The sequence below is a fragment of the Flavobacterium sp. DW-iso2 genome (assembly GCF_058725285.1).
The window spans coordinates 39465-54079 of sequence record NZ_JBZXDY010000009.1; the positions used below are offsets into that span (position 1 = coordinate 39465).

Annotated in this window: 14 protein-coding genes; 6 read left to right on the forward strand and 8 right to left on the reverse strand. The window is 36.5% G+C overall.

The features are described from left to right. The first annotated feature begins 162 nt into the window (after positions 1–162). The 3 genes from AC4PRO_RS08340 (at position 163) to AC4PRO_RS08350 (ending at position 2408) form a co-directional block, all read left to right on the forward strand. Positions 163–1497 (forward strand): erythromycin esterase family protein, encoded by a 1335-nt coding sequence (locus tag AC4PRO_RS08340; RefSeq protein WP_492117014.1) that lies wholly within the window; start codon positions 163–165, stop codon positions 1495–1497. Positions 1498–1534: 37 nt separating this feature from the next. Beyond that, a complete protein-coding gene (locus AC4PRO_RS08345) occupies positions 1535–1867 on the forward strand; it encodes a four-helix bundle copper-binding protein (protein WP_074723938.1) in 333 nt (110 codons plus the stop codon). Between the two features lie 85 nt (positions 1868–1952). Continuing rightward, positions 1953–2408 (forward strand): YbhB/YbcL family Raf kinase inhibitor-like protein, encoded by a 456-nt coding sequence (locus tag AC4PRO_RS08350; RefSeq protein ID WP_492117015.1) that lies wholly within the window; start codon positions 1953–1955, stop codon positions 2406–2408. Positions 2409–2466: 58 nt separating this feature from the next. Here the strand turns inward: AC4PRO_RS08350 and AC4PRO_RS08355 are convergent, their stop codons facing one another. From AC4PRO_RS08355 to AC4PRO_RS08390, 8 genes are all read right to left on the reverse strand, one after another. Then, positions 2467–2961 (reverse strand): nuclear transport factor 2 family protein, encoded by a 495-nt coding sequence (locus AC4PRO_RS08355; RefSeq protein ID WP_492117016.1) that lies wholly within the window; start codon positions 2959–2961, stop codon positions 2467–2469. 90 nt (positions 2962–3051) lie between these two features. Beyond that, positions 3052–3738 (reverse strand): GNAT family N-acetyltransferase, encoded by a 687-nt coding sequence (locus AC4PRO_RS08360; RefSeq protein WP_492117017.1) that lies wholly within the window; start codon positions 3736–3738, stop codon positions 3052–3054. A 12-nt stretch (positions 3739–3750) separates the two neighbouring features. Continuing rightward, the gene (locus tag AC4PRO_RS08365; RefSeq protein ID WP_492117018.1) at positions 3751–4554 is read right to left on the reverse strand and encodes a sulfurtransferase; all 804 of its coding nucleotides are present in this window, start codon (positions 4552–4554) and stop codon (positions 3751–3753) included. Positions 4555–4556: 2 nt separating this feature from the next. Continuing rightward, on the reverse strand, positions 4557–7082 hold the full coding sequence (locus tag AC4PRO_RS08370; protein ID WP_492117019.1) for a cation-translocating P-type ATPase: 2526 nt from the start codon (positions 7080–7082) through the stop codon (positions 4557–4559). A gap of 111 nt (positions 7083–7193) precedes the next feature. After that, a complete protein-coding gene (locus AC4PRO_RS08375) occupies positions 7194–8363 on the reverse strand; it encodes an MFS transporter (RefSeq protein WP_492117020.1) in 1170 nt (389 codons plus the stop codon). 121 nt (positions 8364–8484) lie between these two features. Then, entirely contained in the window at positions 8485–9402 is a 918-nt protein-coding gene (locus tag AC4PRO_RS08380; protein WP_492117021.1) for a mechanosensitive ion channel family protein, read from the reverse strand. 117 nt (positions 9403–9519) lie between these two features. Continuing rightward, the gene (locus tag AC4PRO_RS08385; RefSeq protein ID WP_492117022.1) at positions 9520–9903 is read right to left on the reverse strand and encodes a PUR family DNA/RNA-binding protein; all 384 of its coding nucleotides are present in this window, start codon (positions 9901–9903) and stop codon (positions 9520–9522) included. Between the two features lie 71 nt (positions 9904–9974). Then, positions 9975–11735 carry an ABC transporter ATP-binding protein gene (locus AC4PRO_RS08390; RefSeq protein ID WP_492117023.1) on the reverse strand — a complete coding sequence of 587 codons (1761 nt, stop codon included), beginning with the start codon at positions 11733–11735 and terminating at the stop codon, positions 9975–9977. A 202-nt stretch (positions 11736–11937) separates the two neighbouring features. Between AC4PRO_RS08390 and AC4PRO_RS08395 the strand changes: the two genes are divergently transcribed. The 3 genes from AC4PRO_RS08395 to yajC all read left to right on the forward strand — a co-directional run bounded on the left by AC4PRO_RS08395 (position 11938) and on the right by yajC (position 14462). After that, positions 11938–13044, forward strand: coding sequence for a Glu/Leu/Phe/Val family dehydrogenase (locus tag AC4PRO_RS08395; RefSeq protein ID WP_492117024.1), 1107 nt, complete (start codon positions 11938–11940; stop codon positions 13042–13044). Positions 13045–13248: 204 nt separating this feature from the next. After that, positions 13249–14160: a transcription antitermination factor NusB gene (gene nusB / locus AC4PRO_RS08400; RefSeq protein WP_492117096.1), complete on the forward strand. Its 912-nt coding sequence runs from the start codon at positions 13249–13251 to the stop codon at positions 14158–14160. A gap of 29 nt (positions 14161–14189) precedes the next feature. Continuing rightward, positions 14190–14462 carry a preprotein translocase subunit YajC gene (yajC, locus tag AC4PRO_RS08405; RefSeq protein ID WP_492117025.1) on the forward strand — a complete coding sequence of 91 codons (273 nt, stop codon included), beginning with the start codon at positions 14190–14192 and terminating at the stop codon, positions 14460–14462. Positions 14463–14615 lie beyond the last annotated feature (153 nt).

Genomic DNA, 14615 nt, shown 5'->3' on the forward strand with positions numbered 1-14615 from the left:
ATGAGTAATCATTCCTTGGTATAAAAATAACGGCTGTGCAGCTGAGTTATTTATACAATAGTAGTAATTATCGTTAACTGCTATTAGGGTTACCTACACTTTTTACGCTTCTGAAATTGATTTGTAACCATCCTAATAAAGGACTTAAATATGTAGAATAGTATGGAAATGTCTGACTCAAAACATAAACCACCTGAAATTCTCGATGTGAGAAAGTTAATTGTTGATAATTCAATAGAATTAAATGAAGAGCGTGATCTCGATAAACTAATTGAAAAAATTGGCGATGCTAAATATGTATTGTTGGGGGAAGCCTCTCATGGAACACATGAATATTACACTTGGCGCATGAAAATCAGCAAAAAATTAATAGAAAAAAAAGGGTTTTCATTTATTGCAGTGGAAGGGGACTGGCCTGATTGTTATAAGCTGAACCGCTATGTAAAAAATTATCCTGACTCTGGGGATTCTGCTTTAGATGTTCTTCACTCTTTCAATAGATGGCCGACCTGGATGTGGGCCAACTGGGAAACGGTCGCCTTGGGAGAATGGCTTCGGGCACATAATGACAGTCAGTCTAAGGGGCATAAAGTAGGGTTTTATGGTTTAGATGTCTACAGTCTTTGGGAATCCTTTGATGAGGTTATTAAATATTTAGAAGAAAAAGATCCCACAACTAGAAAGGCCGCCTTAGATGCCTTCAATTGTTTTGAACCCTACAGCAGAGGCGAAGGGCAGGAATATGCACGGGCGGCACGGATGGTTGCGTTGTCTTGCGAAGATGAAGTGGTTAATCTGCTGACAAAAATAAGGAGGCATATTCCCACTCATAATGGCGATCCCGAAGATATTATGAACGTCAGACAAAATGCACAGGTAATTGTTAACGCAGAACGGTACTATCGCGCAATGGTAACTGCAGGGCCAAAATCCTGGAATATTCGGGATCGTCATATGGTTCATACTTTAGAAAACCTCATGGAATTTCATGGCGCAGAGGCTAAAGGAATTATCTGGGAACACAATACTCATATTGGTGATGCGCGGGCTACAGATATGGCTGACGACGGAACAGTAAATGTAGGGCAAATCATAAACGAAGAGCACAAACCGGAAGAGGTGTTTTCTGTAGGCTTCGGCTCCTATCAGGGGACTGTTATTGCCGGTCGGGAGTGGGGCGATGTCATGCAGGTTATGAGGATTCCGGAAGCGGTAAAGCATAGTTGGGAATATGAATTACACAAACTTGAGGCTAAAGACAGGATTGTGTTCATGACCGAATCAATGAAAGAGCACCTTGGAGAGCGGGAATTTGGGCATCGTGCCATAGGCGTCGTGTATCGACCACAATACGAGCATTTTGGCAATTATGTACCAAGCAAGATTCCCTATCGCTATAATGCCTTCATTTATTTGGACGAAACATCGGCATTGCACCCGCTACACACAAAACCGGATGGAAATCAAATGCCGGAAACATTCCCGTTTGGAGTATAAAATAGAAAGAACAATATAAATCTAAAAACCAATTACAATGGAAAAGCAAAAAATGATTGAGGTATTGCAATTTTGTGCTGCACAATGCACACATTGTTATGATGCATGCCAATTAGAAAAGGAAATGGATATGAGTGCCTGTATGATGCACGATCAGGATTGTGCTGATTTATGTCGTTTGACTGCACAAGTATTAGAACGAAAATCAGAGAATATCGATATTTTTTTAAAAACAACTTTAGTGATGTGTGAACGATGTGCCTCTGAGTGCGAAAAATACCCGCAAATGGAGCATTGTAAAAAATGTGCTGAGGCCTGCCGTAAATGCGCAGAGATGTGCCATGAACATGAATTGGCGCATAGAGAGTAGTATTGTCATTTTGTAATATACACTGCACGGCAGTAATTGACAGTCGATCAAAAAAACAGATATAAACCTTATTAAACTATTTATCATGGCAACAACAATAAGTACAACCTTAGTTGTAAAAAGCGCTGCTTTTAATAACAACGAAATGATTCCTTCACAATATACCTGTGATGGGTTGAACATCAACCCGGAACTGATGATCGAGGAGATTCCTGCAAACACAAAAAGCCTAGCTATCATTGTGGACGATCCAGATTCCCCTTCCGGCATCTATTGCCATTGGTTGGTATGGGATATTCTACCCGAAAGAATTGTTGAAGAAGATAGCGTTCCAGGCATCCAAGGCAGAAATACCATGGGAGAAAATAGATATACAGGTCCTTGCCCTCCAAGCGGAACACATCATTATCATTTTAAAGTATATGCTTTGGACAGTAAACTGAGTGCGTTGCCACCAAGTACCAATGAAAAAGAACTTACGGCAGCAATGAAACCACATATTATTTCCTCTGGGGAACTGATAGGCTTGTATAAAAAATAAGCTGATGGTTATAAAAAACGAAATAGCTGCTTTTTATGAAGGCAGCTATTTTGTGTTGTTAATGTAGGCTAATCACCTTTGCAATGTGCCATTCCGTATTTTTATGCTGCCACATTATTATAAACTTGCTTACTTTTGAGGGAGTTCCGGTTAGCTCCTGATTGTTGTGAAATTTGTGCAATCCTATTTCCACGGCGCCATAATCTTTGATCGGATACACTTCAATACTTCCTTTTACCAGTTCTCTGGTTACTTTGCCACAGATATTTCTTTTCGTGGCATCCAAAATTTCTTGTTTTGAAGTCATCAAACCGCCTTTGTCATGATAAAATTCTAGGCTGTCCCCATAGATTGCTGCCTGTTTGTTCATGTCGCAATTGTTGTAGGCATGGAAAAAAGTACTGTCCATACCGATAATTTCGTCGTACAATTCTTGGTCGTCTGGAGTGTAGGTATACTCTTTTTCGCGGGTAGAAATTTGCTTCGAAGAGCAGGCGGAAAGAAGAAGAACAATTAATAAGAAAGGAAAAAGGAAGGTTTTTATGCTTTTCATAGCGTTATAGTGTTTAATGTTTGATACTTTTTAATAGTGCCGAATTTAGAAAAAGTAATTTTAAACAAAGTTGGGTTTAGCCAACTTCTGTTATTCGTTTCTAGTGATGTTCCAAAAACTGATTTTTCGTCTCGTCTCAAATCCTAGTTTTTCGTATAATTTAATAGCGCCAAAGTTTTTTTCATATACGTGCAAGAAAGCGGTTTTATTTTGATTCAAAATTGTATTTGCGGTATGCGCTACCAGCTGTTTTGCATATCCTTTTCCAAGGTAATTGGGATGTGTAATTACCGCACTGACTTCAATAAAAGTATTCATTTGCATTCGCTCACCAGTAACAGCGACCAGTTGGCTGTCTTTGTAAATACCATAATAGTTCCCTAATGTGGCTGTTTTAGATTTAAAATATTCAGGATAGACTATTTTGACTAATCCGAGAAGATCTTCTCTGTGACTTTCTTCTAGTTTTATAATAGTGTCGATAATCGGAATGTCTATTGGTTCCCTAATCATCATTTGTAGACAAACCAATTCATTCGCTATTTTTAAAGTAGCGGGGATTTCTGGCTTTTCGCCGACAATAAAAAAATTATCGGATAAATTAGAATATTGGGCAATGGCATTGGAACTCTTTTTAGTATTTAGTGTAGCTCCAAAAGGGCAATATTCAGGATCGTAAAACTGAGTATCGTCATAGGTTATTGCATATTCTTTGTGACTTTCTGATAACGAATGCCAAATGGGATTGTCTAATTTGTTACTGCCTTTTTCACTCATAATTCTAACTCTCTATTTCTCAATCGGTAAATTTTCTTCTTGTCCCCATTCGGTCCAAGAACCATCATAAATTGCTTTGGGGTTATCTGAAACCAGTTCGTAGGCGATCAAATCTATGCAAGCCGTTACACCAGATCCACAAGTGAACAATAGCGGTTTGTCCTGCAATGGGAGAATTTTTTTTAATTCTTCTTTGAGCAAAAATTTCCCGTCTTTTAGGACTTGGGTATAGGGAATATTTATCGAACCGGGAATGTGTCCGCTTCTCAATCCTGCTCTGGGCTCTTCCGTTTCTGCAAAAAAGCGGTCCGTGGATCGTGCATCGACAAGCAAGGCTTCTTTAGACTGTATGTTTTCTAAAATTTGTTCTTTAGTTTTAAACAGCTGAGATTGGAAATTTGCAGTAAAATTCCCTTTTTCATATGATTTTTCCTGTCTTTTTTCAGTGGGATAGCCTTCCTTTATCCAAGCAGGTAAACCACCATCGAGAACCCAAACTTTTTCGTGTCCCATGACTTTAAAAAGCCACCAAGCTCTAGGGCTCGAATAAATCCCTTTGGTATCATAAACCACTATTTTACTGCCATTGTGAATGCCTAGTTTTTGGCAGGCTGTCGCAAAGGCTTCTGGATTTGGTACTGTATTGGGTAGCGGACTATTGGTATCGCTAAACTTGTTTTTAATGTCAAAAGTTCTGGCTCCTTTTATTTGGATATCCTCAGGTGGCATTTCCAAAATAGCATCCAGAATAATTAATTCAGGGTCTTGAAGGTGTTCATGAAGCCAGGCTACAGATACTATTGGGTTTTTCATCATTTTTATATTTCGTTTGATTGTTTGTTATTGTTTCGCTTGTTCCATTTCCAAATCTCAATCCAAAGCACCGAAACGCCACTTACACCAATACAAAATGCAATTTGATGGGGTTGTAACGGAAGAACGTCAAAGAAACGGGCAATTGGACTTATGTATACAATCACGGCTAGGAAAATCAGGGTCAGCGAATTGGCAATTACCATCATGTTGTTTTTATTTTTCAAGGAGGCGAAAACAGAATAATAGAATGAACGGTTTACCAATGACAGAATCACATTCGAAAAAACTAAAGTGGTAAACACCATTGTTCGTGTCAGTTGTTCGTTACCTCCATTTTGTACGGTCCATTGGTACACAAATAAAATTCCTATGGTAATCCCAATTCCTTGCACGATGCTTATTCCTAATTCTTTTAACGATAAAAAGGTGCTGCCTATAGGTCTAGGTACTTGTTGCATACTATTTTTTTCAGCGGGTTCATTTTCATACACAATGGAACACATGGGACCCATCACTAATTCTAAGAAAATGACGTGAACAGGCGTGAAAATATCAGGATAAATCCATCCCAGAAACAAGGGTAAGGACACGGTCAATATGATAGGAATATGAATGGAAACGATATACCGTATAGCTTTTTTAAGATTGGAATAGATGCGACGTCCTGCAGCTACCGCGATAATCATTTTTGATAAATCATCATCTACCAAAATAAGATCTGCGGCTTCTTTTGCGATTTCAGTTCCCTTTTTTCCCATGGCGACGCCAATATTTGAGGCCTTCAATGCAGGGCCGTCATTTACGCCATCGCCTACCATTGCTACCACTTGCTTGTCTTTTTTTAAGGCATTTACAACGGCCAGTTTAGCTTCTGGAAACATGCGGGTCAAAAGAGTGGTATCATGAATGGCTTTTAGCATTTCGACTTCATTCAGTTTCATGAGCTGCTCTCCTTCCATAACACTTTCGGTATTTTTAATTCCTGCTTTTTCAGCAATGGCCTTTGTGGTTAAGCTGTTATCTCCTGTTATAACTTTTACTCGGATGCCCGCTTCATAGAATTTTTGAATGACACTGTTTATGTTCGCTTTAGGAGGATCGTAAAACACCACCAACCCTACGAAATGAAAAGGTAATTCCTGTTGGTCATTTGGGTAACTGGTTTCGGAATAATCAGAATAAGCAACACCAAGGATGCGATACCCTTTGGATGCCAGTGTACTAATTGTATCATTAATTTGTTCTTGTTTTTCCGTGCTGAGGTTGGATACCTTTATAATCGTTTCAGGTCCACCTTTGGCTGCAATAATGCGTTTCCCTTCCTTATTTTCAAACACATGAGTCATCATCGGCGGTTTCCCGTCAAGCGGGTATTCATGTGCCATGGAAAATTGTCTACGTGTATCGATGGTTGTCGTTTTTTCATATGCCTCATGCACCGTTTTTTCCATCGGATCAAAAGGCACAGGTTCGCTAGCCCACATTGCAATTTCAATAACTTTTTTAGCATCTTCCGTATCCCATTGCTCATTTTCGTATAATTTGCCGCTGCTAAAAGCGTAAACGGATTGCAGACTCATTTTGTTTTGAGTCAGCGTTCCTGTTTTATCCGTACAAATGGTAGTGGCACTTCCCAAGGTTTCTACCGTTCTGATTTTTTTGACTATAACACCTTCTTTCATTAATCGCCAAGACCCCAAGGCCATGAAAGTCGTAAATGCCACTGGTATTTCCTCTGGAAGAATGGACATCGCTAGGGTTAGTCCTTTAAGTAAACTGGTTAATACATTATGTGTTTTCCAAAAATAGACGCCCCAAACTAATAAGAAAACAGCAATACCCATAATGGCCATTACTTTTACAAATTTTTGAATCTGAACTTGTAATGGGGTAGATGTTTCTTTGATGTTTTGTAACGAACTGCCTAATTTACCAACTTCTGTATTAGAGCCAATTTTGGTTACTCGGTAAACCGCTAAACCAGAGGCGACCAAGGTACCACTGAAAACAGATTTTAGCTCTGTTTTTTCTGATTTGAAAACAGCATACGGTTCGCCGGTCAATAGGGATTCATTAACTGAAAAATCATTACTGTGTATAATTTCGCCATCTGCATTAATTGTGTTTCCTTCCGCAGCTACTACAAGATCATCGATAACAATTGCTGCAGTGGGTATTCTTGTAGGTTCTCCATTTCGCAAGACCGTACTCAGGGGCTCATTCAATTTTTCTAAAGCTTCCATCGCAATCCGACTGCGGTTATCTTGGTAAAAAGAAATTCCAGAGACTGCCACTATTGCAGCAAGCATAAAATAAGCTTCATTATTTTGCCCCATGATAAAATAAATGATTGCTACGGCTATCAATAATAGCAACATGGGCTCTTTGAACAAGTCAAAAAGAGCTATCCACCATTTGTGCTTTTGTTTGTGAATTTGTTTGTTCTGACCAAATTTTTTCCTTGAAGCTTGAACTTCCTCATCAGTCAAGCCGATGATGTTATCGGGAATATTAATTTTTATAGACATAGTTTTGTGAATAAATATTGCCACTCAAATATAAGATTTTTAGTTGTAGTATACCTTTTAGAGACAATGGTTTATGAGACAAAAAGTGTAATCAGAGCATAAATATTCAAATTATGCTTTTTCGGTAGTCATGAAAAAAAAATAAAGACCAATTAAAACACTAGCAAATGCGGTCACTATAAATGTAGCATTCGCTCCAAACTGATACCAAATAACTCCCGCCATGGAACTGGCGAGCATAGTGAAAAAACTTTGAAAAGCAGAATAGGTTCCGATAGCGGTCGCGGTGTCCTTTTCGTTTGAAATATTACTGAGCCACGCCTTGGATATACCTTCCGTTGCGGCAGCGTAGATTCCATAAAGCGCAAAAAGTCCAGCGAAAACATAAATATTTTGGTTGAATCCCATGCCAAAATAGACAATAGAGAAAATCCCTATTCCAAAAATCAGCATTTTCTTTAGCCCAATTTTATCGGCCAAGATTCCTATTGGGAAAGCAAATAAAGCATAAACGAGATTGTAAAAAATATAAACACCAATAACCAGCGTATCACTTAATCCAGATTCCTTAGCTTTAAGTAGAAGGAAAACATCGGAGCTGTTAAATAATGTGAAAGCTAAAAGTCCGATAACGACCTTGCGGTACATAGGAGGGCTTACTTTCCAATAGTCTAGAAACGAGAAGAAAGGAGTTGCTTTTTTTTCTATTGTGTTGGTTCTTTTTCTGTCTTTTAACAAAAAGGTAGCGCCTATGGCAAAAAGTCCTGGAATGAACGCAATGTAAAATAGGGCAATGTAATTCTCAGGATAAAAGTAGAGGTATAGCAATGCTAATGATGGACCCAAGACAGCGCCCAATGTATCCATAGAACGATGAAAACCAAATATTTTTCCTTTGGTTTGCGCAGTTGCTTCGTCAGAAAGCATGGCGTCTCTTGCTCCAGTTCGGATTCCTTTTCCAAAACGGTCGATTGTTCGCGCAAAGAAAATCCATAGCGGATAAACGAATAATGCCATCATAGGCTTTGAAATAGCGCTAAATGTATAACCTAGTTGAACAAACTTAACTCTTTTTCCGCTCACATCTGAACGCTTTCCAAAATAGCCTTTACTTAATCCAGCAGTAGCTTCGGCAACACCTTCAAGAATCCCAATAAGCACAATGGAGAAACCAATTGACTTTAAATAAATCGGCATTATGGGATATAGCATTTCACTGGCCGTGTCTGTAAATAAGCTTATTAAAGATAAAATCCAGACGGTGCGACTGATGTTTTTCAAAACAGGAGAGATTGAAAGTTATGTTGCATAAATGTAAATAAAAAGTCTGAAAATCATAAGACTTTCAGACTTTTAAAATCATGCTTTTATTGGGTCAAATTAGTTTCCTAAATGAATGCGATTACGATTTTTGAATTTCGTTGGCGTCATTTTTAACTTTGGCTTCTTCAACACCTTTTGGTCGGTGCATCACCACTTGCGGAAATGGAATTTCTATTCCTTCATTGTCAAAGGCAATTTTTAGTCTTTTGCGCAGCTCTCCGGTCACTTCCCATTGCTTGCTTGGTAATGTTTCTCCTAATATTTTTAGCATAATGGAAGAATCTGCAAAATCATTAACGCGTAAAAATTGGGGAGAGAGGATAATGTAATTTTCCCATAAAGGATCAGTGGAAAGTTCGGTTCCGACTTTGTTTATTACTCCGATAACGTGTTCTAAATTAGATCCATATCCCACGCCAATGTCTAAGTTTATTCGACTGAAATCCTTGGAAAGATTTGATACTTTTTTTATTTCGCCATGAGGAATGTGGTGAACGGTTCCGTCTAAGTCTCTTAAAGTTGTTTTTCTCAAACTGATCTCTTCAACAGTACCACCTGCGTTGTCAAACTTCACGATATCACCCACGCGGTATTGATTTTCGAGAATAATAAAAAGACCGGAAATAATATCTCTGATAAGATATTGACCTCCAAAACCAAATGCCAAGCCGACAATTCCGGCTGCGGCCAAGATAGGGGCGATCTCGACTCCAAATTCTTGAAGGACCATCAAACCAGAAATGGTCAGTAATCCAATTTTAGAGGTAGTGGTAAAGATCTGGATTAGCGTATTTTCTCTTTTTTCCTCGGCATCTTTAGAAGAAATTCCATCAGGTCTTACGGCAATTCGCACTGCTTTTTCGATAAAGGTTATAATAACTTTATTTAGAATTAAAGAACCTATGATAATAAATACGATTTTAAGTCCGCTGGTTAATAGCCATGGGATGATAAGTTCAGCGTATTTGTCTGTGTATTTCATTAAAATCTCCTGCATGGATACTATAATTTTTTAGTTGTAAAAGGGTTTTGTAACTATGTAAAAAGTCCAAAAACCGTTTGATTTTTGGACTTTTTGCTTAAGTAAGTAAAGTGTTTAGTTCATATTTATAAATTAAATATCATCAAAATCAATATCTGTAAAAGTAGATATGTTTGGCAACGCTTCATCTGCGGTTACTTTTTCAGTAGCGTATTCTTTTTTGAAATCTTTCTGATGTCTCTCTGAAATTACTTCTTCACCTTTATGGTTCAAAACATAAGAAGTCATATCTGCAAGAATTTCGGCGAAAGCAGAAAAATCTTCTTTATACAAATATATTTTATGTTTTTTGAAGTGAAACGATCCATCTTCTTCCGTAAATTTTTTGCTCTCCGTAATCGTAATATAATAATCATCTGCTTTTGTCGCTCTTACATCAAAGAAGTAGGTTCTTCTTCCAGCACGTAAAACTTTAGAAAATATCTCTTCTTTTTCTAACATGTCATTTTCTCTCATAATCCTTTCTCTCAATTTATGGTTGTTAAATCGCAATCAAAAATCATAAAAATATATGTATTAAACAACAATTACAGCAATTCTTTTTCTGAAAGTTGTTTTAAATATAAAGAAGCATAATAGCCTTCTTGATTTACTAACTGGTTATGAGATCCTTGTTGAATAATTTTACCTTCGTCTATAATGATAATCTTATTGGCATTCTTGGCAGAGGAAACTCTGTGGCTTACAATAATGGTTGTTTTATCTTTACAGATCTCGTTTAGGTTATTCAGGATAGTTTCTTCGGTTTCTGTATCGACAGCTGATAAACAGTCATCAAGAAGTAAGATTGGTGGATTTTTAATGATTGCTCTTGCAATGGAAACCCTTTGTTTTTGTCCACCGGAAAGTGTAATCCCTCGTTCACCTAGAACAGTATCGTATTGTTTTTTGAATCCTACGATATTATCATGTACCACAGCACTCTTGGCGGCAGCCATAACTTCTTCATCGGTAGCGTCTTCTTTGCCAAATTTGATGTTGTTCTTAATTGAGTCTGAAAAGAGAAAAGCATCTTGTGGAACGATCCCAATACTGTTTCTCAAATCATTAAGATTTAAAAGGCTAATCTCCTGATTGTCAACGGTAATTTTCCCATCAGTTACATCATACAGTCGTGATATCAATGATAAAATGGTTGATTTTCCCGAACCTGTTTTTCCAAGAATTGCTAATGTTTCCCCTTTTTTTACCGTAAAAGAGATGCCTTTAAGTGCCTTTATGTTGGTGTCTTCATAAGTGTAGCTTACATTTTCGAATGAAATCGAACCGTTGATGATTGATTTATTTGGATTGTTGTTTTTTATTTCCGGTTCAATTTTTAGGAATTCATTCAGACGCTTTTGGGAAGCTTCTGCTTCTTGAACCATTGATGAAACCCATCCTAATGAAGCTACAGGCCAAGTAAGCATGTTGACATACAAAATAAATTCAGCGATTGTACCGATGCTTTTAATTGTACCATCAATATACATCAAACCTCCAAAGTAAATTACAACTAGGTTACTAATTCCTATAAGAGCCAACATTAATGGGCCGAATAAAGATTGCACTTTGGCTAAATTTAAACTTTTACTTTTGCTTTCTTTAGCTAGGGACACCATGTTGTTTTGGTGTTGGTCTTCTAGTGAATAGGCTTTGATTACTCGGATACCTGAAAATATTTCTTGGGAGAAACTCGATACTTTCGATAAATATTGCTGAAAAATGGTACTTCTTTTATTGATTTCTGAACTGAGTTTGAAAATACCATACGACAATAAAGGCAACGGAAGTATTGTGTATAATGTCAATCGAGGGGAGACGTTATACATGTAGACAATAACGATAGTAAAACGGATAATCGTATTGATGGAGTACATGACGGCGGGACCAACATACATTCTCACTTTTGAAACATCCTCGCTGATGCGATTCATCAAATCTCCAGTGCGGTTCCTCTTATAAAAATTCTGGGATAAATTTTCATATTGCCTAAAAACTTCATTTTTTAGATCAAATTCAATGTGACGGGACATAACGATTAGTGTTTGTCTCATCAGGAAAGTCAGGAAACCAGCAATTATAGTGGTGGCAATGATTAATAGAATGTTCGAAATTAACTCTTCCCGAATAACAGATGCCGAGATGTTCTTGTCTTTAGAAAATGCTTCAATTACTTTAAATGAACTGCTGATCAATTTAGGGGTGAACAGCATGAAAATTTGTGCGATGATTGTGAATATAATACCCAGTAAAAAACTGTATTTATATTTGACGAAGTATTTGTTTAAATAAAGTAATTCTTTCATTTTTTTAAGATATTCTGTATGGTAATCGTTTTATTTTTATGATTTTTTTTAATTTTTTACTAATTGTACAATTTGCTTTTATTGCGGAGAATTATTGAATCAGTAAATTTTATTAATAATATTAATATATATTCATTTTTTGTGTAATTTTGACTTGTCTTTTTGACAAATTCATAATTTTATCACTATAAAAATTAATACTATGGATGCAACTTTCACAACAGGAAAGGAACTTCAAAAAATGGATCCCGTTTTTGGACAATTATCATTTGATGATCACGAACAAATTGTATTTTGCAACGACAAAGATACGGGTTTAAAAGCAATTATTGGTATTCATAATTCGGTTATGGGACCCGCTTTAGGAGGAACTCGTATGTTTAATTATGCTAATGAGTGGGAAGCATTGAATGATGTGTTACGTCTCTCTCGCGGAATGACTTTTAAAGCAGCAATTACAGGGCTGAACATTGGAGGAGGAAAAGCTGTTATTATGGGCGACGCCAAAACTCAGAAAACACCTGAATTGATGCGTAAGTTTGGAGAATTTGTCCACGGTTTAAGCGGAAGATATATCACTGCAGAAGATGTAGGAATGGAGACGAAGGATATGGATATCGTGCGCGATGTTACGCCTTACGTTACAGGGATTTCTGAAGAAAGAGGAGGAGCAGGTAATCCGTCACCTGTTACTGCTTATGGAGTTTACATGGGAATGAAAGCGGCTGCGAAACATAAATTTGGATCTGATGTACTTACGGGAAAGAAAATATTGGTTCAAGGAATTGGTCATGTTGGGGAAACGCTAGTAGATTATCTGACTAAAGAAGGAGCTATTGTCACCATTGCAGATATCAATGAAGAGAAACTCTATGAAATGGGAACTAAGTACAAAGCTCAAATTTTCACAGGACCTGATTTATATACAGCTGATGTAGATATTTATGCGCCTTGTGCAATGGGAGCAACCATTAATGACGCGACAGTTCATAAAATAAAAGCAAAAGTAATTGCGGGTGCTGCTAACAATCAATTAGCAAACGAAGATGTTCATGGTGCGATTTTGCAAGAGCGTGGTATTTTATATGCTCCGGATTTCTTGATTAATGCCGGTGGAATCATTAATGTTTATGCTGAATTAGCGCATTATGGTAAAGAAGAAATCATGCGCAAAACAGAAAACATCTACAATACAACCTTAGAAATTATAGATTATGCTGTTGCCAATGGAATTACGACGCATCATGCGGCGCTTACCATTGCCCAAAACCGCATCGATCAAAGAAAAATAGAGAACAGTAAAAAGTAATTTTTTTTAATATGTTAATAGTCACAGTTTTCAGGATAGCATCGGAAACTGTGACTTTTTTAGTATAAAGGAAACAAAATTAGCAGCAAAATCTTTATTTGATGTTTTAATTTTATTTTGAAAAAGGAAATGCTTATTTTTGCAAACTAATTTAATAAAAGTTCTTACAAGGTGGTAAATAGAAGACACATTCGCGTTAAAGTCATGCAGTCCATTTATGCAATGCATCAAAACGGTTCAGATAATCTAGAAAAAGAAGAAAAATTTCTTTTTTATAGTATCGACAATATTCAAGATTTATACCTTACAATGATTTCTTCCTTATCGGAAATATGTAAAAAAGAATCCGAATTTTTACATAAATCAAGTCTTAAGCATCTTGCGACTCCTGAGGAGCGTAAACCCAACGAAAAATTCATTAAGAACAGCATCTTTCAAATTCTTGCCGAAAACAATTCTCTTAGCATTGCTATGGAAACACGTAAGATTGACGCTTGGACTTTAAATGACGACTATATTTTGTTGTTGCTTAATGCTATAAAAGCAAGTAAGTTTTATGCGGATTACATGAGTAATCCAGCATCTTCTTTCGAGGAAGACAAGCAGCTTATTGTAGATTTGTTCATTGAAGTAATTGTACCTAATGAAAAATTGTACGAATATCTGGAAGATGATAAACTGACTTGGATTGATGATATACCATTGGTAAACACTCAAATCATTAAGCAGTTAAAAGCAATGAAACCTATCATGGATGATAATTTTAGCGTGCCTAAAGTATACAAGGATAGTGATGATAAGGCTTTCGTTAAAGATTTGTTTAGAAAAACAATTTTGAATGAAGCAGAGCTTGCAAAAGAGTTTGTGGACAAAACGCCAAACTGGGATAGTGATAGGATTGCTGAAGTAGATACAATCATTTTAAAAATGGCTATTTGTGAATTTTTAAAATTCCCTTCAATTCCAGTAAAAGTGACGCTAAACGAATATTTAGAACTTGCTAAGGAGTATTCTACACCAAAAAGTAGTATTTTTATCAACGGAATTCTTGATAATTTAGTTAAAGAGCTAGAAGTCAATAAAAAATTAAACAAAACCGGTCGCGGTTTAATGTAACACTAATAATAAAAAAAGAATTTAAAATTATGGAACAGTTAACTCAATTTGCACCTTTCTTATTAATGTTTGTAGTGATCTATTTCTTTATGATCAGACCACAACAGAAAAAAGCTAAGAACGAAAAAGAATTTGAAAGCGCATTAAAAATAGGTGATAAAATCATCACTAAAAGTGGACTTCACGGTAAAGTTTCGGAGCTTGCAGATACTACAGTTGTAATTGAAACAATGTCTGGAAAATTAAAAATGGAGCGTTCTGCAATTTCTATGGAAATGAGCGCTACACTTGCTAAAAAATAATTTTATTTTTTAACTAATAAAAAAGTCCCAACTGATATTTCGGATTGGGACTTTTTTAATGACATAAAGTGTCTTATTTTTTCTTATTTTTATTCTTCTTAGCTTTTTTCGCCTTTTTTGCTTTCGCTTTTGCTTTTTTTTCTTTTAATTTAG